Annotated in this window: 20 protein-coding genes; 9 read left to right on the forward strand and 11 right to left on the reverse strand. The window is 65.8% G+C overall.

The window, feature by feature from the left end; genetic code table 11:
* Window positions 1–53 precede the first annotated feature (53 nt).
* The 7 genes from GGQ90_RS26485 to copC all read right to left on the reverse strand — a co-directional run bounded on the left by GGQ90_RS26485 (window position 54) and on the right by copC (window position 8,274).
* Entirely contained in the window at window positions 54–1,289 is a 1,236-nt protein-coding gene (locus tag GGQ90_RS26485) for a bifunctional enoyl-CoA hydratase/phosphate acetyltransferase (protein WP_246428462.1), read from the reverse strand.
* Window positions 1,290–1,292: 3 nt separating this feature from the next.
* Window positions 1,293–3,014: a PHA/PHB synthase family protein gene (locus GGQ90_RS26490; protein ID WP_047169229.1), complete on the reverse strand. Its 1,722-nt coding sequence runs from the start codon at window positions 3,012–3,014 to the stop codon at window positions 1,293–1,295.
* Window positions 3,015–3,376: 362 nt separating this feature from the next.
* Complete coding sequence (gene cueR / locus GGQ90_RS26495; protein ID WP_188084399.1) at window positions 3,377–3,775, reverse strand: Cu(I)-responsive transcriptional regulator; 399 nt, start codon at window positions 3,773–3,775, stop codon at window positions 3,377–3,379.
* Entirely contained in the window at window positions 3,772–6,129 is a 2,358-nt protein-coding gene (locus tag GGQ90_RS26500; protein WP_188084400.1) for a heavy metal translocating P-type ATPase, read from the reverse strand. The genes cueR and GGQ90_RS26500 overlap by 4 nt, the downstream gene beginning before the upstream one ends.
* 107 nt (window positions 6,130–6,236) lie before the next feature.
* The gene (locus GGQ90_RS26505; RefSeq protein WP_047169232.1) at window positions 6,237–6,911 is read right to left on the reverse strand and encodes a class I SAM-dependent methyltransferase; all 675 of its coding nucleotides are present in this window, start codon (window positions 6,909–6,911) and stop codon (window positions 6,237–6,239) included.
* A gap of 36 nt (window positions 6,912–6,947) precedes the next feature.
* Complete coding sequence (gene copD, locus GGQ90_RS26510) at window positions 6,948–7,892, reverse strand: copper homeostasis membrane protein CopD (protein WP_188084401.1); 945 nt, start codon at window positions 7,890–7,892, stop codon at window positions 6,948–6,950.
* 4 nt (window positions 7,893–7,896) lie between these two features.
* The gene (gene copC / locus GGQ90_RS26515) at window positions 7,897–8,274 is read right to left on the reverse strand and encodes a copper homeostasis periplasmic binding protein CopC (protein ID WP_007406420.1); all 378 of its coding nucleotides are present in this window, start codon (window positions 8,272–8,274) and stop codon (window positions 7,897–7,899) included.
* Between the two features lie 132 nt (window positions 8,275–8,406).
* Between copC and GGQ90_RS26520 the strand changes: the two genes are divergently transcribed.
* The 9 genes from GGQ90_RS26520 (at window position 8,407) to GGQ90_RS26560 (ending at window position 16,069) form a co-directional block, all read left to right on the forward strand.
* Window positions 8,407–8,679: a hypothetical protein gene (locus GGQ90_RS26520; RefSeq protein WP_010336583.1), complete on the forward strand. Its 273-nt coding sequence runs from the start codon at window positions 8,407–8,409 to the stop codon at window positions 8,677–8,679.
* The gene (locus GGQ90_RS26525) at window positions 8,679–9,116 is read left to right on the forward strand and encodes a periplasmic heavy metal sensor (protein WP_029547545.1); all 438 of its coding nucleotides are present in this window, start codon (window positions 8,679–8,681) and stop codon (window positions 9,114–9,116) included. Before GGQ90_RS26520 ends, GGQ90_RS26525 begins: the two co-directional genes overlap by 1 nt.
* A complete protein-coding gene (locus GGQ90_RS26530; protein ID WP_188084402.1) occupies window positions 9,113–9,679 on the forward strand; it encodes an RNA polymerase sigma factor in 567 nt (188 codons plus the stop codon). The genes GGQ90_RS26525 and GGQ90_RS26530 overlap by 4 nt, the downstream gene beginning before the upstream one ends.
* Window positions 9,680–9,745: 66 nt before the next feature.
* On the forward strand, window positions 9,746–11,695 hold the full coding sequence (locus tag GGQ90_RS26535) for a copper resistance system multicopper oxidase (protein ID WP_188084403.1): 1,950 nt from the start codon (window positions 9,746–9,748) through the stop codon (window positions 11,693–11,695).
* The gene (locus GGQ90_RS26540; protein ID WP_188084404.1) at window positions 11,695–12,813 is read left to right on the forward strand and encodes a copper resistance protein B; all 1,119 of its coding nucleotides are present in this window, start codon (window positions 11,695–11,697) and stop codon (window positions 12,811–12,813) included. Before GGQ90_RS26535 ends, GGQ90_RS26540 begins: the two co-directional genes overlap by 1 nt.
* A 90-nt stretch (window positions 12,814–12,903) precedes the next feature.
* The gene (locus GGQ90_RS26545) at window positions 12,904–13,377 is read left to right on the forward strand and encodes a DUF305 domain-containing protein (protein ID WP_007406421.1); all 474 of its coding nucleotides are present in this window, start codon (window positions 12,904–12,906) and stop codon (window positions 13,375–13,377) included.
* A gap of 58 nt (window positions 13,378–13,435) precedes the next feature.
* Window positions 13,436–14,971: a PAS domain-containing sensor histidine kinase gene (locus GGQ90_RS26550; protein ID WP_188084405.1), complete on the forward strand. Its 1,536-nt coding sequence runs from the start codon at window positions 13,436–13,438 to the stop codon at window positions 14,969–14,971.
* Window positions 14,961–15,581 carry a response regulator transcription factor gene (locus GGQ90_RS26555; protein WP_037486757.1) on the forward strand — a complete coding sequence of 207 codons (621 nt, stop codon included), beginning with the start codon at window positions 14,961–14,963 and terminating at the stop codon, window positions 15,579–15,581. The genes GGQ90_RS26550 and GGQ90_RS26555 overlap by 11 nt, the downstream gene beginning before the upstream one ends.
* Window positions 15,582–15,664: 83 nt before the next feature.
* Complete coding sequence (locus GGQ90_RS26560) at window positions 15,665–16,069, forward strand: response regulator (protein WP_037486787.1); 405 nt, start codon at window positions 15,665–15,667, stop codon at window positions 16,067–16,069.
* A 181-nt stretch (window positions 16,070–16,250) separates the two neighbouring features.
* Here GGQ90_RS26560 and GGQ90_RS26565 read toward each other — a convergent pair whose 3' ends face one another.
* The 4 genes from GGQ90_RS26565 to adhP all read right to left on the reverse strand — a co-directional run bounded on the left by GGQ90_RS26565 (window position 16,251) and on the right by adhP (window position 21,220).
* Window positions 16,251–17,396 carry an MFS transporter gene (locus tag GGQ90_RS26565; protein WP_231735490.1) on the reverse strand — a complete coding sequence of 382 codons (1,146 nt, stop codon included), beginning with the start codon at window positions 17,394–17,396 and terminating at the stop codon, window positions 16,251–16,253.
* An 83-nt stretch (window positions 17,397–17,479) separates the two neighbouring features.
* Entirely contained in the window at window positions 17,480–18,466 is a 987-nt protein-coding gene (locus GGQ90_RS26570; RefSeq protein ID WP_185706795.1) for a copper resistance protein B, read from the reverse strand.
* Window positions 18,463–20,169, reverse strand: a complete 1,707-nt coding sequence (locus GGQ90_RS26575; protein ID WP_015449263.1) for a copper resistance system multicopper oxidase — start codon at window positions 20,167–20,169, stop codon at window positions 18,463–18,465. The genes GGQ90_RS26570 and GGQ90_RS26575 overlap by 4 nt, the downstream gene beginning before the upstream one ends.
* Window positions 20,170–20,194: 25 nt before the next feature.
* Window positions 20,195–21,220 carry an alcohol dehydrogenase AdhP gene (gene adhP, locus GGQ90_RS26580; RefSeq protein ID WP_004213027.1) on the reverse strand — a complete coding sequence of 342 codons (1,026 nt, stop codon included), beginning with the start codon at window positions 21,218–21,220 and terminating at the stop codon, window positions 20,195–20,197.
* Window positions 21,221–21,245 lie beyond the last annotated feature (25 nt).

The raw sequence follows: 21,245 nt of genomic DNA on the forward strand, positions 1-21,245 counted from the left end.
CGCAAGTTCGCCGCCTAAGATCAACCCCCTGACGAGGTCCGCACTCCGCTAATCTACGCCGCGAGTTGTGCCGAATGTTCTGACGACGGACAGTCCGCCTGGCCGGCGACCGGCGAGACGATACTTTTCTCGCGCACGGCCGCCTCGCTGATCGCATTATCGAGGGCGAGCGGGCCATCGAGCAGCGCGCCTTCGATCTGGCCCCGGTCCGCCATCTTGCAGAGCGCCGCGGCATCCAATGTGGTGCGCATTTTCGGATTGACCGTTTCGACGGCGGCGAGGATCGCGACCCTGGGCTGTTCGATCCTGATCACATGGGCAAGGTCGATCGCGTTGCGCGCGATGTCGGCCTTATCCTCAAGCGTCGGCTCGATGTTGATCGCGGCGTCGGTGATGATGAGCGGGCGCGGATAGCCGGGCACGTCCATCACATAGGCGTGGCTGATCCTGCGTTCGGTCCGAAGGCCCGTGTCGGACGATACGACCGCGCCCATGAGCTCGTCAGTATGAAGCGAGCCCTTCATCAGCAGCGCGGCTTCGCCGGCCCGCACGCGCGCGACGGCTTCGGCGGCGGCGGCGTGGCTGTGCGGGACGTCGATCACCCGGAAGGCCGCAATATCGACACCGGCGTCCTTCGCCGCATTCGTCATACGCGCCGCAGGGCCGATGAGAATCGGAACGACGATGCCGGCGTCGGCGGCCTCAGCCACTGCGCGCATGGCGTCGGCGCTGCACGGATGGACCACGGCCGTGACGCACGCAGATCCGTCCTTGGCGCGCGCCATCAACTGGCGGAAGCGGTCGTGGCTGGCGATCCGCACGTCGGGAAGCGGCATGCGGGGCCGGCTGACTTTCTCGGTGGGCGCCTTGACCTCGGCCTGGCCGCTGATGACGGTCTCGCCCTTCTGGTTCACGCAGGTGCAGTCGAGAACGATGACATGATGCTCGGCGCGCTTCTGCGCGACGGTGACGCAGGCCGTGATGGTGTCGCCGACGCCCACCGGGCGGGTGAAGCGAAGCGATTGGCCGAGATAGATCGCACCGGGCCCTGGCAGCTCGGTTCCCAGGATCGCCGAGATGAGCCCCGCGCCCCACATGCCATGAGCGATGACCCTGTGGAACATGTCCGTTTCGGCATAGACAGGGTCGAGATGCGCCGGATTCACGTCGCCTGACACCGCCGCGAAGAGCTGGATGTCGTCGGCGGTCAGCGTGCGGGTGAGGCTGGCCGTGTCGCCGACGGCGATCTCGTCGAACGTGCGGTTCTCGATGAGGTTGGCGGCGGCCATGGCTCAGCGCTCCAGCACGTAGCGCCCGGGGGCATCACCGAGCGGCGGATAGTTCCGTTCGGGCGCGCCCATCGCCGGTGGGGCCGCCGCCTCGCCCGAGTGCGATCCAAGCCATGAACTCCATTCCGGCCACCACGACCCTTCGCGCAGCTCGGCCCGCTCCAGCCAGGCATCGGGACCTGGCGCCGGGCCATCCTGCATCCGTGTCGCGATGCGATAATGGCGATGAGGATGCCCGGGCTCGGAGACGATCCCGGCATTGTGGCCACCGCTCGTCAGCACGAAGCGGATCTCCGCGCCCGTCAGCATGTGGAGCTTGTGGGTCGAGCGCCACGGCGCGACATGGTCGGTTTCCGTGCCCACCATGAAGATCGGCATGCGCAGCCCCGAGAGCGAGACCGGGTGGCCGCCGGCCTCGTAGCGCCCTTCGGACAGGTCATTGTCGAGGAACAGGCGCCGAAGATATTGCGCGTGCATGGCATAGGGCATGCGGGTGCCGTCGGCGTTCCATGCCATGAGGTCGGTCATCGGCTCGCGCTCGCCCATGAGATAGGTCGAGAGGATGCGCGACCAGAGCAGATCGTTGGACCGCAGCATCTGGAAGGCGCCGCCCATCTGGCTGCTGTCGAGAAAGCCGCGCGCCCACATCATCGCATCGATCAGGTTGATCTCCGCCTCGTCGATGAACAGACCAAGTTCGCCCGGCTCGCTGAACTCGGTCTGGGCGGCGAACAGCGTCACGCTCGCCAGACGCTCATCTTCATCGCGCGCCATCGCGGCCGCGGTGATGGCGAGCAGCGTGCCGCCGATACAATAGCCGGCCGCGTGGATCTTCTCGGTGCCGGTAATCACCTGGATGACATCCACGGCGGCCATCGGCCCAAGCAGGCGATAATCCTCCATGTCGAGATCGCGGTCGGCGCTGTCGGGATTGTGCCAGGAGATGCAGAACACGGTGTAGCCCTGCCCGACCAGCCAGCGGATGAGCGAATTTTCCGGCGACAGGTCGAGGATGTAATATTTCATGATCCATGCCGGCACGATCAGTATCGGCTCCGGACGCACCGTCTCGGTTGCGGGCGCATATTGGATCAGTTCCATGACCCTGTTGCGAAACACGACCTTGCCAGCCGTGGCTGCGACCTTCTCGCCGACCCGATAGGCCTCCGTGCCCGCTGCGGGCTCCCCGCGTACCAGGCGTTCCAGGTCGTCGCAAAAAAATCGCGCACCCTCGACAAGGCATTGTCCTCCGGTTTCGAGGATGCGCTGCTGGAGCACGGGGTTGGTCGGGATGAAATTGGTCGGTGAGACCATGTCGAGCATCTGGCGGGTCGCGAACTCGACGATCGCCTCGTGGTGGCTCGTCACGCCGCTCACGCCGGTGGTGGCGGCATGCCACCATTGCTGCTGGAGCAGGAAGGCTTGTTCGATCAGGTCGAACGGGTGGCGCTTCCAGGCGGCGTCGGCGAAGCGCCGATCCTGGGGCAGCGGATCGATCGCGGGCTCCGGATCGCTCCCGGATGCGCTGCGCATGGCATAGTCGGCAAGCCGCATCAGCTTGCGCCCGCTCTTGGCGGCAAGCTGGAGCTGCTTGCCCGGCGAGCAGAGCATATGTGCCCACCAGTCGGAATAGGATTGTGCCAGCGTGGCGGGCGACTGGCCGGACGTCAGCTGCGCGATGGCGGCGAAGCTCGATCGATCCAGCGTCGTGGCCAGACCGTCCAACGGGTCAGGGATATTGCTTCGACTCTGCACACTCTCGCTCCTGCTGCGGGGCAACAAGCCCTGAAGCGCGGGAAGCCTCTGCGCACTCCGAAGTCCTACGGAGGGATTGCCTCCCATATGCCAGCCCAAGAAGGCAGAGGGCAGTGAGTGCCAGCGCGAAGAAGCCGACGACAGCCCACAAGAAGTCGGAACTCAGCACGACATTGCTGTATAGAAAGCGGCCAAATACGACCAGGAGGCTCAGTGCGATCGCCCTGGCGGGCGGACTGCGAGGAAATATGTCGCGAGCCCCATCGTGAGAATGCCGAGTGCGACCAACACCGCGGCCGCCAGAACGGGTCTGGCCGGAGAGGCGGCCGGCCTTAACATTTTCTGTCGAGACTCAACTCAGTGATGATGGGACAATCCGGTCGTTCGTCGCCATGACAGCGCTCGGCGAGATCGACCAGGGTCTCGCGCAGGGTCGTCAGGGCCTCCGCCTTGCGCTGCAATTCCTCCGCCCGCGCCAACGCGACCCGCTTTACATCCGCGCTGCTGCGGCCCGTGTCGGCCCACAGGCCGAGCAGGGTCCGGATCTCCTCGATCGGGAAACCGAGATCGCGGGCATTTGCGATGAACCGCAGGCGATGGAGATCGCGCGCGCCATAGTCGCGATAGCCCGCACCCCGGCGTGGCGGCGCCGGGATGAGGCCGATCTTCTCATAATGGCGGATCATCCGCTCCGAGACCCCGCTTTGCTTCGACGCCTCCCCGATGTTCACAGCGCTTTCCGGTTGAGGCGCAGCGCGTTGGTGACCACGCTGACCGAGGAGAGCGCCATGGCGGCGGCCGCGATGATCGGCGAGAGCAGGATGCCGAACAGCGGATAGAGCGCGCCCGCCGCCACCGGCACCCCGGCGACATTGTAGATGAAGGCGAAGACCAGGTTCTGGCGGATGTTGGACATGGTCGCCTGGCTCAGCCGCCGTGCCCGCACAATGCCCATGAGATCGCCCTTGAGCAGCGTCACGCCGGCGCTCTCGATCGCGACGTCGGTGCCCGATCCCATTGCGATGCCGACATCGGCGGCAGCCAGTGCGGGGGCGTCGTTGACCCCGTCGCCGGCCATCGCCACCACGCGCCCCTCGCGCTTGAACTTCGCGACCACGGCGCTCTTCTGATCGGGCAGCACCTCGGCCTCGACCTCGTCGATGCCCAGGCGCCGGGCGACCGCTTCCGCCGTGGTGCGGTTGTCGCCGGTCAGCATGACCACGCGAATGCCCTCCGCCTTGAGCGCGGCGAGCGCTTCGGGCGTCGTGGCCTTCACCGGATCGGCGATCGCGAAGGCGCCGCCGACCGTGCCGTCGACGCCGATGAAGATCGCGGTGGCGCCATCCCGGCGCAGTGCGTCGGCCTGGCTGGCGAGCGCCTCAGTCGCAACCCCTTCGTCGGCAAGGAACCGCGCATTGCCGAGGACGATGCGCCGCCCTTCGACCGTGCCGAGCGCGCCGCGCCCAGTCGGCGAGTCGAAGTCGATGACGTCGCTCGTGGCGATGCCGCGATCCTTCGCGGCCTCGACGATTGCCAACGCGAGCGGATGCTCGGAGGCCCGCTCGACCGAGGCGGCAAGCCGCAGCAGTTCGGCTTCGTCGAAGCCGGGCGCCGGCACGATCTGGGTGACGGCAGGCCGGCCTTCGGTGAGCGTGCCTGTCTTGTCGACGACGAGCGTGTCGACCTTTTCCATATGCTCGAGCGCTTCGGCGTTCTTGATAAGGACGCCGAGCCCGGCGCCGCGGCCGACGCCGACCATGATCGACATCGGCGTTGCGAGACCCAACGCGCAAGGACAAGCGATGATCAGCACGGCGACCGCCGCCACCAGCCCGTAGGCGAAGCGCGGCTCTGGGCCCCAGATACCCCAGGCGATGAACGCGACCACCGCGACCGCGATGACCACCGGCACGAACCAGCCCGACACCTGATCGGCCATGCGCTGGATCGGCGCGCGCGAGCGCTGCGCCTCGGCGACCATCTGGACGATCCGCGCGAGCATGGTGTCGCGTCCGACCTTGTCGGCGACGATCACCAGCGCTCCGGTCTGGTTGAGCGTGCCGCCGATCACCGTGTCGGCCTTGGCCTTGGTGACGGGCATGGACTCACCGGTGACCATCGACTCGTCGAGCGAGGAGCGGCCGTCCTCGACCACGCCGTCGACCGGCACCTTCTCGCCGGGCCGCACGCGCAGGCGGTCGCCGACCGCGACCAGATCGAGGCTGATTTCCTCTTCGTTGCCATCGGAACCGATGCGGCGCGCGGTCTTGGGCGCGAGATTGAGCAGCGCCTTGATCGCGCCCGAGGTTCGCTCACGCGCGCGCAGTTCGAGCACCTGGCCGAGCAGCACGAGGACAGTGATCACCGCCGCCGCCTCGAAATAGACCGCGACCATGCCGTCTTCACCGCGGAAGGCCGGCGGGAACACCTGAGGCGCGAGCGTCGCGACGACGCTGTAGATCCACGCGACTCCGGTGCCCATCGCGATCAGGGTGAACATGTTGAGGTTGCGGGTCTTGAGCGAGGCCCAGCCACGCTCGAAGAAGGGCCAGCCCGCCCAGAGCACGACGGGTGTCGCCAACACGAACTGGATCCATACCGAGATCGACATCGGTACGAGGCGATGGATCACGGGAAAGAGATGCGCGCCCATCTCGAGGATCAGCACCGGCAGGGCCAGCACCAGGCCGACCCAGAAGCGGCGCGTGAAATCGACCAGTTCGTGGCTGGGGCCGCTGTCGGCGGTTACTGTCGCGGGCTCGAGCGCCATGCCGCAGATCGGACAGGATCCGGGATGGTCCTGCCGGATCTCGGGATGCATAGGGCAGGTCCAGATCGTGCCTTCTGGCACCGCGACCGGCGGTGCCGGCGGGCCGAGATAGCGCTCGGGATCGGCGATGAATTTTGCCCGGCAGCCCGCGCTGCAGAAATGATAGCGTTCACCGCCATGCTCGGCTTGATGCGCCGTGGTCGCCGGGTCGACGGTCATGCCGCAGACCGGGTCCTTGACGCCGGTCGCCGCTTTCGCGGCGCTGTGGCCGCCGCAGCAACCGCCGCCATGCGCCGCTCCATGTGTCTCGTTCATCGCCTTGCTCCTTTCGACGCCTGACGATCTAGGGTCTGACACCGTGTCAGGGTCAATACGTAATCGCCTAAGCGGACAAATCGGCGGGCCCGTTCGCCTGGCCGCCATCAGCCAAGGTCATTGGCAACCGTAAGGCCGTGGTCCTGCGCCGGTCGATGCGCCGTAAACAAGTCGATCGCGCCGGTGATGGTCAAAAGCCGAAACGTCTCGGCCACATGCCTGAAGCCGGCCGCCGCGATCAGGCCGGGGAGCACGCCGTCGGCATTGGGCCGGGTATCATCGATGCCATCGAGCCGCTGCACGGTCAGGCGGAAGGCAAGCCGCATGAAACCCTGCTGGCGGCCATAATCGGCGATCACCAGGCGCCCACCCGGGCGCAGCATGGCGAACATGGCGCGCAGGGTTGCCGCCTTCTCCCTGACCGGCATCTGATGCAGCACGAGACTCGACACGACAGCGTCGGCGGCACCCGGCGCCACGTCCCTGGCAAATCCCTGACGCCAGTCGATATCGGCCCGCCGCACAGCGGCCTTGTGCCGCGCGATGTCGAGCGCCTCGGCATCGGGATCGAGACCGATCACCTGCGTCCTGGGCTCGGCTTGCTTGAGCATCAGCGCGAAGCTGCCGGTGCCACAGCCGACGTCGACGACCGTCTCACCGGCTTTGGGCGCCAGGGCGGCGAGCATGGCGGCACGCCACCGCTTCTCCCGCGTCCACAGGCGGATCGCGCGATCATAGTCTTTCGTCGATCCGGTCCCGAGGGGCGGGGTGTAGGATTGCATAGGCTTCTCCCAACGCGAGGCGTCCGAAACGATAAGCTACATCGACATGGGCGGCGATAGTGTCCCCAGCCAGGCGACGAGCCCGAGAATGACGATCGCAAGACCGCCTTCGACGACGAGGCTCGCGCGCAGCAGCGCCTGCGCCCGTGGCGCGTCCTCTTCCTCGATCGCCTGCGCAAGTGCCGGGGTCAGGCGATAACGGTTGAGCGCGGCCAGGCCCAGCATGCCGGCGAACAGCAGCAGCTTGGCGATGAGCAGCAGGCCGTAGGTCGACTGCCCGAGCGAGGCGATGTTGCCCGGGCCGACCAGAAACCAGCCGTTCACCGTCCCGGTCAGGATCAGCAGGGCGACGATGATCGTGCCGACGAGGGAGAAACCCCGCAGGGCTTCCTCGGCCAGTGTGACCTGGTCCATGTCTTCAGCGGCGACATCATCGGTTGCGAGCCTGGGAAGAACCAGCGCGAGGAAGGCGGCAAGCGCGCCGACCCAGGCGCCGGCGGCGAGCAGATGGATGAGATCGGCCAGCAGTTGCAGCCAGCCCGCCTCGCCTTCGCCGGCCGCGCCATGCCCGCTCCAGGCGAGGGTCGCGAGCGCGACCGCGCCCGCCAGAGTGGAGGCGATGAAGGCAGGACGGGATTGCCGGCGATAGAAGGGGATGCAGAGCAGAAGAACGAGGAGCGCGACGAGGCGCGCCTTCAGCGCCGTTCCCATGGAAGTGCCGTTGAACAGCTCTGCGACCATGGAAAGATCAGGCTGGGCGAGTGGCAGCCCGGTCATCGCCGCAGCCTGCAACGCGAACCCCAGCGCCGACAGCAGGAGGGCGAGACAGGCGAGACCGGCCACCATTGCCGCCATCGGCAGATGCCGCTGCACCATCCGGCCGCCGCCGGGCGCATAGAGCGCGAACAGCGGCAGGCCGAACAGCAGGCCGAGATCGACGTAGAGCGCCCAGCGGACGGCGACGAGTGCCACGTCGTTCATGGCGTCACTTGACGGTAAAGGCGAGATTGCCCTGGATGCGGTGCGTGTCGGTCGAGACGACGTGCCAGGCGACCTGATAGCTGCCCGCCATGAGCGGCTTGGCGAGCGTCAGCACGAGCGTCTTGTCGCCTTCGACGGACGTCTTGAAGCCGGTTACCGCCATGCGGTGGTTGGGCATGCCGGGCATGCCGGTCATCACGATCTCGGCGCCCGACAGCTTCGGCATCAGACCTTCACTGAAGGTGAGCGTGATACGCGACGGCGCCGGGACGCTGGCGTTGGCGGCGGGCGTCGAGGACACGAGCTTGGGATGGGCGTAGGCCGGAGCAGAAACACTCAGGCCGACGGCGGCGATGGCTGCGAGCGGCGAAAAGAAGCGCATTTGGACATTCTCCTGTCAGTGACATGAGAGAATACGCAGCCGCGACCTGCACCCCTCGCAATTTTCTTTTTGTTCCCGGACAAGGGTTGCCGGACCATCCTGCGTATTGAGAAGTGAAGACGGAGAAACATCATGGACCACCTCGACGACATGCTCAGCCGGTTGCGGGAAGCGCCGCTCGATCCCCGGCTTGCCGGGCTGGACAGCCGCGTCATGGCCGAGATCGCCCGGCTCCAGGCCATGCCCCGCCTGAGCGCCACGACATTCGGTATCGCCGCGGCAGCAGCCTTGTTCCTGGGAATTGCCGGCTCGGCCGTGCCTGTGCGGTCGACCGAAGCCGGGCCGATATCGCCCTTTGACGCGCGGCCCGCGCTCGCTCCTTCGACGCTGCTGAGTTCACAATGATGCGCGACCGCCGGCTCCTGCTCCTCGTCCTGCTGACCTTTGCCGCGGCGATCGCCGGTGTGGTCATCGGCCGCGTCTATGTGGTTCCGGTGCGCCCGGTCGAAAATGAGTTGCACGACCTGCTCCATCGCGATCTGAAGCTGGACACCGCGCAACATAGCCGTCTCGAGACGATCGAGAAGAACTATGCGATCCGGCGTCAGGCACTGGAGGCCGAACTGCGCGCCGATAACGCGCGGCTCGCCGAGGCGATCGAGGCGGAGCATGGCTATGGTCCTCGGGTTGCAGGGGCGGTGGATCGCTCGCACCAGGCGATGGGCGCGCTGCAGAAGGAAACACTCGAGCATATCTTCGCGATGCGGGCCGTGCTGCGCCCGGATCAGACGGACAAGTTCGACGACGCCGTGGTGAAAGCGCTGACGGCCGAGAAAAAATGACGCTCCACCTCCCCGACTGCTCGGACGGGGAGCTTGCGGCTCTGGCGCTTGCAGGCCGGCAAGCGGCCTATGGCGAGCTGGTCCGCCGGCATCAGGGCTGGGTGCACCGCCTCGTGCGCAGCCATGTCGGGAACCGCGACGAAGCGCTCGACGTGACCCAGGCGAGCTTCGTCGCCGCCTTCGCCGCACTCAACCGCTATGACGCTGCGCGACCCTTCCAGGTCTGGATGTCCCGGATCGTCATCAACAAATGCCATGACTGGCGGCGCCGGCGCGCGGTCCGGAACTTCTTCTCCATGGCCCTGCCGCTGGGCGAGGCGGATGACGTCGCCGATGAGGCGCCGCTACCCGACCAGGCAATCGGCGCCGAGCAGCAACTGGCAGAGGCGATGAAAGCGATCGCCGCCCTGCCCGCCTCTCTCAAAGACACGCTCATCCTGCGGACGATCGGCGAGAAATCGGAAGCCGAAACCGCCGAGATTCTCGGCATCAGCCAGAAGGCAGTCGAGACCCGCCTCTACCGCGCCCGCGCACGCCTCGCGGAAATGTTGAAGAAAGTTTGAGGGGGATGAGGCCACGCTGCGTATTTCCAATAGGTCCGCCCTCTTTCTTAAAGCTGAGACAACCGAATGATTTCTGCTCTCGACCGCCGCCAGTTCCTCCGCGGCGCGGCCCTCGCCGGTGGCGGCGCCGCCTTGTCAGCCTGGCTGCCGGCCTGGGCGCAGACGATCTCGCCGGGGATGCGACCGACGCTGCCGACCGTGTCGGGCGAAGACATCACGCTCACCATCGCCCGGCAGTCGATGACCATCGACGGGCGCAAGTTCCGGGCAATCGGCGTCAACGGCACGGTCCCCGCCCCGCTGATCCGGCTGCGCGAGGGCCAGCGCGTGCGGCTCAACGTCATCAATCAGCTGGAGGAGGACAGCTCGATCCACTGGCACGGGCTGATCCTGCCGGCCAATATGGACGGTGTGCCGGGCGTGTCTTTTCCGGGCATCAAGCCGGGCTCGAACTACCTCTACCAGTTCTCCGTCGTGCAAAGCGGCACCTACTGGTACCACAGCCATTCAGGCCTGCAGGAACAGGAAGGCCATTACGGCCCGATCATCATCGATCCCGCCGGTGCCGATCCGGTCGCCTATGACCGCGAGCATGTCATCGTGCTCGCCGATCACAGCGCGCTCTCGCCGCAGGCGATCTTCCGGCGCCTCAAGGTCAACCCCGGCCATTTCAATTTCCAGCGCCAGACCCTGGCCGGGCTCCTGTCGGGCAAGGATCAGCCGCTCAAGGACCGGCTCGACTGGGGCCAGATGCGGATGGACCCGGCCGACATCTCCGATGTGACCGGATCCACCTACACCTATCTCGTCAACGGCCATGGTCCGATGGACAACTGGACCGCGCTCTTCACCCCGGGCGAGCGGGTGCGGCTGCGCGTCATCAATGCGTCGGCGATGACCACCTTCAACGTCCGCATTCCCGGCCTGCCGCTCAGCATCGTCCAGGCCGACGGGCAGAATGTGATGCCGGTCACCGTCGACGAGTTCCAGATCGGTGTTGCCGAGACCTACGACGTCGTTGTCAGCCCAGGCGATGACAAGGCCTACACCCTTGTCGGCGAGGCGATCGACCGCTCGGGCATGGCGCGTGCCACGCTTGCGCCCCGCGCCGGCATGGCCGGCGAGGTGCCTCCCTTACGCAAACGGCCGCTCGCCGACATGAAAGACATGGGCATGGACATGTCCTCGATGCCGGGCATGGAAGGCATGGACATGTCGGGCGGCGCGATGCGGGGCGTCGATCCCACAGCCGAGAAGAACGCCTCCGCGCGCCTCGCGACCGGCGCGGCGGCAGCTGTGGCGACCATGGACCACAGCGCCATGGCGGGCATGGACCATTCGGGGATGGATCATTCCGCGATGAGCGGGGTGGATCATGGATCGATGGCCGGCATGGACCACGGCGCGATGGGCGCCGATGGCCAGATGGCGGGCATGGATCATGGCGGGCACGCGATGGGCTCGATGAAGATGCGCGATTTCTCGAACGCGCCGCAGGTGAAGCGCGACCCGAGCGTCCAGACCATCTCGCCGATGCCCGTAGACCGCACCGGCGAGCCCGGCCAGGGCCTCGCCGACGTCGGCCACAAGGTGCTTGTCTACAGGGACCTGATGGCGCTCGATCGCAATCCGGACGTGCGCGCGCCGAGCCGCAGCATCGACATTCACCTCACCGGCAACATGGAGCGGTTCATGTGGTCGTTCGACGGCGAAAAAATGTCGGACCATCACGAGCCGATCCCCTTCATCGAAGGCGAGCGGGTGCGCGTCAATCTCATCAACGACACGATGATGGGGCATCCGATCCATATTCACGGGCATTTTTTCGAGCTGGTGACGGGGCATGGCGATCATGCGCCGCGCAAGCATACGGTGATCGTCCAGCCCGGCGGCAAGGTGACCTGGGACTTCACCGCCGACGCGGTCGGCGACTGGGCCTTCCACTGTCATCTCCTCTACCACATGCATGCAGGGATGATGCGGGTCGTGAGCGTCCGTCCGAAGGGAGACGCGTAATGACCCGCATCCTCACGCCGCTGGTGAGCGCGATCGCCCTTCTCTCCGCCGCGCCCGCCTTTGCCCAGGATCATTCGATGCACGGCATGCCCGGCATGGCGCCGCCGGGCGAAGTGGCGCCGGCGCAGGAGAAGAAGAAGGACAAGGCCGCCGCCAGGCCGCGCGCTCAGACACCAGCGCCGGACGCCACCTCGGCGATGGACCATTCGCAGCACCAGGCCAGTCCTGCGCCGCAGGGAGATGCGGCCGGTCAGCCGCAACCCGCGTCTCCCGCGATGCCGGAGATGCCGGGTATGGACCATTCGCAGCATGGCCAGACAACGATGCCGGGAATGCCCGCCATGCCCGGCATGCAAATGACCGGCACGGCGCTTCCGGCCGGCAATGCGCCCCCGCCGCCTCCCCCAAGCGACCACTTCGCCGATCGTGATTTTCCCGGCGGCGAGATGGCGCGCTCGCGCGACATCATGATGAAGGATAGCGGCGGCAACAATTTCGGGCAGGTGCTGCTCAACCTGTTCGAGTATCAGGCGCATAGCGGCCGCGATGGCTATCGCTGGGATGGCGAAGGCTTTTACGGCGGCGACATCAACCGGCTCTGGCTCAAGAGCGAGGGCGAAGGCGAGTTCGGCCGCGGCATCGACAGCGCCGAGGTGCAGGTGCTCTACAGCCGGGCCATCGACCCCTATTTCAATCTTCAGGGCGGTATCCGCCAGGACTTCGGCCGCGGGCCCGACCGCACCTACGCGACGATCGGCGTCGAGGGCCTGGCTCCTGGCATGTTCGAGGTCGAAGGCGCGCTGTTCCTCTCGACCAAGGGCGATGTTCTGGGCCGGGTCGAGGGCTATTACGACCAGCGCATCACCCAGCGCCTGATCCTCCAGCCGCGCGCCGAGGTCAATTTCGCCGCACAGGATATTCCGGAGAACGACATCGGTTCGGGGCTGGTCAACATAGAGCTCGGCGCGCGCCTGCGCTACGAATTCAGCCGCCAGTTCGCGCCTTACATCGGCGTTTCCTATCTGCGCAAAGCCGGAGACACGGCGCGGCTGTCGAGGCTTGCGGGCGAGGACGTCCATGCCACCAGCTTCGTCGCCGGCGTTCGCTTCTGGTTTTAGCATCAGGACGGCTGATGGCGGGGGCGAACAAGAGAGCGGGGCGTTACACTCATACCCAGGTCGGCCGGCGCCGAGCGAAGGAGATACGCCATGGACCATTCGTCCCACATGAACACCCGGAAGATGGGCGCCTATTGGAGCCTTGCCGTTCAGACCGTCATCAGCGGCGTCATCATGTATCTGGTGATGTTCGTCATGATCGACGGGCTCGACAGCTTCTACAACAACCTCAACATGCTCTACATGACGCTGATGATGGTCGCGCCGATGGTGGTGCTGATGATCCTCGCCATGGGGCACATGTTCGCGTCGAAGGCCGCCAACATCGCGCTGATCGCCGCGTCGCTGGTCGCCTTCTTCGGCAGCTTTGCACTCATCCGCACCCAGACCACGATCGGCGACACGGCCTTTCTGCGCTCGATGATCCCGCACCATTCCGGGGCGATCCTGATGTGCCAGGAAGCAAAGCTCAGCGATCCGGAAGTCATCCGGCTTTGCGAATCGATCAAGCGCTCGCAGCGGCAGGAAATCGACGAGATGAAGGCCATACTCGCGCGGCGCTGAGTGGCACGGTCGGGCTACGCCCGGATACGTGCGCCCGGCCAGGTATGTGAGCCGGCCGATGGTCGACACGAGGCGCGGGGCGGACGAGATTGCAAGCGACGTAGCGCGGCTTGCGCCGCTGTTCCTGCGACAGGCTGGCGGCCACGTCCTGACGCTGCTCGATCCTTCCGGGATCGTGCTGAGCTATAATGAAGAAGGCGAGCGTGCCGAATGCTGGCCGCTCGATCGCGTTCTGGGACAGCCCCACGACCTGTTCTACCCGCCCGACGAGATTGCGGCGCGTCGTCCAGGCGCAGACCTGGCGGCCGCCCTTCACGAGGGCACGCTGGAGCGCGAAGCGTGGCGGGTCTGCGAGAACGGCGCGGAATATCTCGCGCGCCTGACGATCAGCGCCCTGTTCGAAGGCGACACACATCGAGGCTTCGCCTGCATCAGCCGCGATGTCACCGACGAGGCGGCGGTCCGCGCATCGATCGAGACCCGCGAGCAGCATCTGCAATCGATTCTGGCGACGGTGCCGGATGCGATGATCATCATCGACGAGACCGGCGCCATCACGTCGTTCAGCGCAGCGGCACAACGCCTGTTCGGCTACAGCGAAGCCGAGCTCGTCGGCCGCAACGTCTCCTGCCTCATGCCCCAGCCCGATCGCGACCGGCATGACGAATATCTCGCGCATTATCTGCAGACCGGCGAGCGCCGGATCATTGGCCTCGGTCGCGTCGTGGTCGGCCAGCGCCGCGACGGCTCGACCTTCCCGATGCAGTTGTCGGTCGGCGAGGCCGGTGAAGAGGGCCAGCGGCTTTTCACAGGGTTCATCCAGGATCTCACCGCCAAGGAGCAGGATGAGCTCAGGCTCAAGGAACTGCAGGCGGAGCTGGTCCATGTCTCCCGGCTGAGCGCGATGGGCACGATGGCCTCGACCCTCGCCCACGAACTCAACCAGCCGCTTGCCGCAGTCGCGCTCTATCTCGAGACGATCCGCGACATGCTCGACGAGCGGGACGACGAACCCTTCGTGTCGCTACGGTCGGTGATGGATGATGCGGCACAGGAAACGCTGCGGGCCGGCCATATCGTCCGGCGCCTGCGCGATTTCGTCGCCCGCGGCGAGGTCGACAAGAGCCTCCACGAGCTGCCGCAGGTCATCGCCGAGGCGAGCCAGCTCGCGCTGGTCGGCGCACGCGAGCGCGGCATACGCAGCTTTTTCGCGGTCGATCCCGCCGCGACGCCGGTCCTCGTCGACAGGGTGCAGATCCAGCAGGTGCTGGTCAACCTGATGCGCAATGCCATCGAGGCGATGGCGGAGTGTCCGGTTCGCGACCTCAAGGTGGCGACCAGGTTGCGCCCTGACGGGCTGATCGAGGTGACCGTGGAGGATACCGGCCCCGGCATCGCCGACGAGGTCCGCGAGCAGCTCTTCACGGCGTTCAACTCGACAAAGGCCGACGGCATGGGCCTCGGCCTCTCGATCTGCCGGACCATCATCGAAGCGCATGGCGGCCGCATCTGGATGGAGCGACCCGACCGCGGCGGCACCCGTTTTCATTTTACGTTGATCCATGCGCGGGCGAAGGAGGAACATGGGGGATAGACGCATCATTCATCTGGTCGACGACGAGGAGAGCATCCGCAAGGCGGCAAGCTTCGCGCTCAAAACCGCGGGCTATGATGTCATCGCCTACACCTCCGGAGTGGAATTTCTCAGGACAGCGAAGTCCGCTGAAGTAGGCTGCGTTATCTTGGATGTGCGGATGCCTGAAATGGACGGTCTCCAAGTCCAGACCACTATGGCTGCGCGTGGGATCAACATGCCGGTCATCGTCCTGACCGGCCACGGCGATGTGTCGGTAGCTGTGCAGGCTATGAAAGGCGGCGCGATTGACTTTCTCGAAAAGCCCTTCGAGAAGGCTGCCCTGCTCGAGGCCGTGAGGCGCGCTTTCGCTCGTCTCGACGATGTCGACCTTCGCGCGCTGGAATCGTCGGAAGCCGAGGTGCGGGTTGCTGCCTTGACCCCCCGCGAGCAGGAAGTGCTGGAAGGATTGGCGAACGGCTTGCCCAACAAGACGATCGCCTATGATCTGGGTTGCTCATCCCGGACGGTCGAGGTTCACCGCGCCAGCCTCATGGCCAAGCTCGAGGTCCGCAATCTCTCTGAGGCGTTGAGGATCGCCTTTGCTGCCGGGTTCGGTCGCAAGACGTGATAACTGCGCCCTCTACGTAGCGACGAGGATGCCGCATCGTGCGAGCCATTGCCGTGATGCAACAGGTCCTCATGTCGCGCGAGATGTCTTCGTTTTCTGACACACAAGGTGATGGGCGCTACACCATCCTCGTCTCCGACGACGACCCGGGTGTTCGGCGTGCCCTTCAGCTTCTCCTTAGATCCCGTGGCTACTGCGTCTGTAGCTATACAAGTGGTAGCGCGCTTTTGGCCGATTCGCGTGCCAAGCGAGCCAATTGCCTGATTGTTGATTATCGCATGCCGGACATTGATGGCTTTTCGATCCTGCGCCAACTCCGATCACTGGGCTGGTCCGGATGCTCCATCATGATTTCGGGCTTCCATGACGAGGTTCTCGCCCGCCGCGCTGCCGACGCGGGCTTTGATCACATGATCACTAAACCACTAAGGAGCCGTCTACTCCTCGAGGCAATCGGCCGTCACAGACGCCTCTCGTCGAATGAGTAAATGGACCGCGTCCGACCGCCAACGCTAAAGAGGCCAGGTGGGGACACGAGCACGTCGTTTTTCCAGAGGAAACCAACCCAGCTGCGCCCAAGGGCCTTGCCCGCGGCTGGGCTCATTTGTCACAGCAACACATCTTGGATAGTGGTGGACGGTACGATTCATATCGATTTACGCGCTCCCCTTATCCGCCTGACGAATTAGCACCTGAAGAGGGCCGTTTCCAAGCTAGTGGCAGGACCACAAGCAGCAGGAGCGACAGGCCGGCAATGCTCCAGAGGACGAGAGGCTGAGCGCCGGGTGCGGCGAAAGCGAGCGCCACGGGCGCCAGTGCCTGCCCGATGCTGGCAGCCGAATGCTGGAGGCCAAGCCTCACCCCTGAGGCCGCCGCAGAACCGCTGATCCAGAAGCTTGTGACCAATCGCAGGCTCGCCGAGCTCCAACCGGCGACCAGGATGAACACGCTCATATCGGCTATGCTTGATGCGAGTGGAAAGGCAACGAGCGCCGCTGCCAGCAAACCGAGCGTCAATCCGGCAAGACGCCCGGGAACCTTCACTAACCAATCGAGCCTTGCATGAAAGATCTGCGCCGCCAGCATGCCGAATCCGCAAAGACTGAGCATCCAGGCGATCTGCTCGCGGCTCAGCGAGACCGCACTGCGCGTCATCAGGAGATTGACGTGCATAGCGGCAAGCCCGGCCCCCGCAGCGATCGTGATGAGTAATAGGACTCCCGTGGCGCAGACTGTCGGCGGCGGCGGATCTCCTGAGTCGAGGCAGTGCGCACAGCGGCCTGGCAGGCTTACAAGGCAAAGCGACCCCGCGACGGTGCCGATGCTGGCAGCAACGATCATGAGCGGCGCGCCGGGCATGATCGCAACGGAGGCTTCCGCCAAAAGCGGTCCGCCGAGGTCTCCCAAAAATACAGACCCCGTCAACCAGGTGAAACGCCGCGCCTGCTCCCCACGGCTGACCGCGGCGAAACTCGCACTGAGCAGCGCAAGCGGTATGATGGCGGCGGCCGCCATCCCCGCGACCGTGCGCAAAACGTAGAGAGTCGGCAGAGCTACGAGGCCAACTGGTGCAGTCACCATCGCGAGGATAATGAGCGCTGTGCGCAACATGACGCGGTAGTCGACCCGGTCAGCAATCCAGCCCCAAAGCGGTGCCGCCACCAGTGCTGCCAGCGGGTGGACGGCGGTCAAGCTCGCGACATGAAAATCATGCGCTGAGGAAAGCCCGCCGGGATTTGGGTCGACCAGGGTCGGAAGGAAAGCGAGAATGGCCGTCTGCCCTGCCGAGGCCGACACCGCCGCGAGCAGCAACACAATGAAGGAGGATTGACCACGCTTGCCATCGTGTGATTCGCCTTGGGGAACAAGCGGGTCAGCGGTTCGTCGGAGAGCCGGTATCACCACCAAGCGCGCAAGCCGATCACCAGCCGGTGTTCGGATGACCCCTCGCCCCGCAGGCGTCGGAAGCCCGCCGTGCCATCGAACGCACGCTCCCAGACGAAGCCGATATAGGGCGCGAACTTGCGCGACACCTCGTAGCGCAACCGTCCGCTCAGCTCGACATTGCTGAAGCCGCTGCCAAGCTGCCGATCTCTCGACCGCTTCGAATAGATATTGGTCTCTACCTGCGGTGTGAGGATCAACCGATTGGTGAACAGGACCTCATAGGAGGCCTTGGCGCGCGCCGCGAGACGCCCATCGGTTCCTACATAGCCGGTGAGCTGGACGTCGAACCAATAAGGCGCCAGTCCCTCGACGCCGGCGGCCAGCCATGTCGTCGCGCCCTTGCCGAGATCCTGCCTGACCCCGAGCAGCGTGCCCCAGAACGGGTTCTTGCTGTGCCACCACAGCGCCTCGACGCTGCTCTCCGGATCGAGACGTTGGTCGCGGGAGTTCTTGAGGCCCTGGCTGCGCAGCCAGAGCTTGTCATTGTCCTGACCCTTGGTGACGAGCACGGTCCAACCCACGCCCTGACCCTCGTTGCCGCTGGCGAATTCGAGCTCATCGACAAGTATCTTGGGGATCGAGAGCTTGTCGGCCATCTCATAGCCCGGCAGCGTCGAGTTGCGATAGCCGTCGGCATAATCGTCCGAGTTGCGCGCGTCCGGCGGGGCCTTGCCACCCTGCATCGAGCCCATGTCCATCGTGGCGCCGTTACCGGACGCCTTCGTGTCGGTCATATCCATGCCCGGCATGTCCATGCCCGCATGGTCCTGAGAGCCTTGCGCGGAAGGGGTGTGCTGAGCGGGAGTGGCCGTTTGGGCAGGGGTGGCGGCGGGCGACGGGGGCGAGGCATCCTGCGCGAGGGCGGGAGCCGTGATCGCCGCCGCCAGGAAGAGGGCAGCGCCAAGAGCGATGCCGCGCGAGGGGAAAATCCGGATCATGCGACCACCACCTCCCGGAACATGCCGGCCGCCATGTGATAGAGCAGATGGCAGTGGAAGGCCCATCGGCCCATGGCGTCGGCGGTGACGCGGAAGCTCACCCGCTGGGCGGGCTGGACCACGACCGTATGCTTGCGGACCTGGAAGGCGCCGTCCGGGCCTTCGACATCGCTCCACATGCCGTGCAGATGCATCGGATGCGCCATCATCGTGTCGTTGACGAAGGTGACGCGCAGCCGCTCGTTTGGCTTGAAATGAAGCGGCCTGGAATCGTTGAGCTTGATGCCGTCGAGCGACCAGATGAACCGTTCCATATTGCCCGTCAGATGCAGCTCGATGTCGCGCTCGGGCTCGCGCGGGTCGGGATCGCCGCCCGGCGTGCGCAGATCGGCCAGCGTCAGCACGCGCCAGCCGCGCCCGCGCAGCCCGGCGCCGGGATCGTCGAGATTGGTGCGCGGATAGTCGACGCGCATGTCGGTATTGGCGCCATATTCGGTGCGGGCGTGCCGTGCCCTGGCCGGCATCTCGGTCATGCCGTGCCCGGCATGCGCGTCGCCTCCCATTGCGCCCATCGTCGCCATCGCGCCCATCATGTCGACCGGCTCGAGCCAGGTCCGGGCATCGAGCGGCGGCACGGCTGCCGCCATGCCCGGGGCCGGTGCGATCGTGCCACGCGCATAGCCGCTCCGATCGATCGCCTGCGCGAAGATGGTGCGGGCGCCGCCCTCGGGCATGGTGAACTCGACGTCGTAGGTCTCGCCCGGGCCGATCCGGAATTCCTCGACCGTGACCGGCTCGACCGGCTGCCCGTCGGTCGATACGACCGTCAGCTCGACCCCGGGGATCCGCACGTCGAAGAACGTCGCCGTCCCCGCGCCGACGAAGCGCAGGCGCACGCGCTCGCCGGGCGCGGCGATACCGGTCCAGTTGCCGGCGGGCGGCGCGCCGTTCATCAGATAGGTGTAGGTCGCGGCAGAGACATCGCTGTAGTCGGTCGGGTTCATCCGCGAGCTGTTCCACATCCGCCGCCGCTCGAGCGCCTTGCCCAAGCCCATGGTGCCGACATCCTTGAGGAAATCGCCGGCGGTCGGCTGCGCAAAATTATAGTAGCTGCTCTGCTTCTTGAGATTGAGGAAGATCTGCAGCGGCGGCTCGTCCGACCAGTCGCTGAGCACGATGCAATAGTCGCGATCGGGCGCCCGCGCCGTCGGCACCTGTTTTGGCTCTACGATGATCGCTCCATAGAGTCCCGTCTGCTCGGCGAGCGTGTGAGCGTGATACCAGTAGGTTCCGCTCTGGCGGACCTCGAAGCGATAGGTGAAGGTCTCGCCCGGCGCGATGCCGGCAAAGCTGATGCCGGGCACGCCGTCCATCTCCGCCGGCACGATGATGCCGTGCCAATGGATGCTCGACATCTCCTTGAGGCCGTTGCGTACGCGCAGCGTGACCGTGTCGCCTTCGCGCAGGCGCAGGACCGGCGCGGGCACGCTGCCGTTCACGGCGGTCGCGATACGGCGTTTGCCGGTGAAGTTGACCGGCAGCTCGGCGATCTCGAGGTCGAACTCGGTCCCGCTCAGCTCAGCGGGCAAGGTTGGTGCGGATCGCGCGAGAAGCGCCGGGGCGAAACCGGCGACCGCGCCGCCGATCGCCAGCCCCTGGACGAAACGGCGCCGCGCGATCGGCCGGATATGTAAGGGAGACATGAACTGTACTTTCGCGAAGTCGGCTTCAGGCGAGGTCGAGGACGATCCGGCCCTCGATGTCGCCATGATGCATGCGGGAGAAGACGTCGTTGATGTTCTCGAGCCTGTCCGCATGGACCGTGGCCTTGACCTTGCCCTCGCCGGCGAACGCCAGTGCCTCGAGCAGATCGAGCCGCGTGCCGACGATCGAGCCGCGCACGGTAATGCCGTTCAGCACGGTGTCGAAGATCGACAACGGGAAGTCGCCCGGCGGCAGGCCGTTGAGCGCGACCGTGCCGCCGCGCCGGACCATGCCGAGCGCCTGCTGGAACGCCTTGGGCGAAACGGCGGTCACCAGCGCCCCGTGCGCGCCGCCAATGGCTTTCTTGAGCGCTGCCGAAGGGTCCTCGTTGCGCGCGTTGACCGTCAGTGTGGCGCCAAGGCGTGTAGCGAGGTCGAGCTTGCTATCGTCGATGTCGACCGCGGCCACATTGAGACCCATGGCTCGGGCATATTGCACCGCCATGTGGCCGAGCCCGCCAATGCCGGAGACGACCACCCACTCGCCGGGTCGGGCCTCGGTGGCCTTCAATCCCTTGTAGACGGTGACGCCCGCGCAGAGGATCGGCGCAATGTCGAGGAAGTCGACATTGTCGGGAAGGTGACCAACATAGTTGGGATCGGCGAGGACATATTCGGCAAAGCTGCCATTGACCGAATAGCCGGTGTTCTGCTGTTCGTGGCAAAGCGTCTCCCAGCCACCCAGGCAATGCACGCAGTGCCCGCAGGCGGTGTAGAGCCAGGGCACACCGACCCGGTCGCCTTCCTTCACATGGGTGACGCCGGCACCAACGGCGGCGACATGCCCGACGCCCTCATGGCCAGGAATGAAGGGCGGGTTGGGCTTGACCGGCCAGTCCCCTTCTGCCGCGTGCAGGTCGGTATGGCACACGCCGGTTGCCGCAATCTTGACCAGGACCTGCCCGGGGCCGACCGTCGGGATCGGCGCGTCCTCGATGACCAGGGGCTTGCCAAATTCGCGGACGACCGCCGCCTTCATGGTTTTCGCCATGTCCGTTTCTCCTTTTAAGCGGGGG

Origin of the sequence: Sphingobium scionense (assembly GCF_014197035.1) — a bacterium.
GTDB lineage: Bacteria > Pseudomonadota > Alphaproteobacteria > Sphingomonadales > Sphingomonadaceae > Sphingobium > Sphingobium scionense.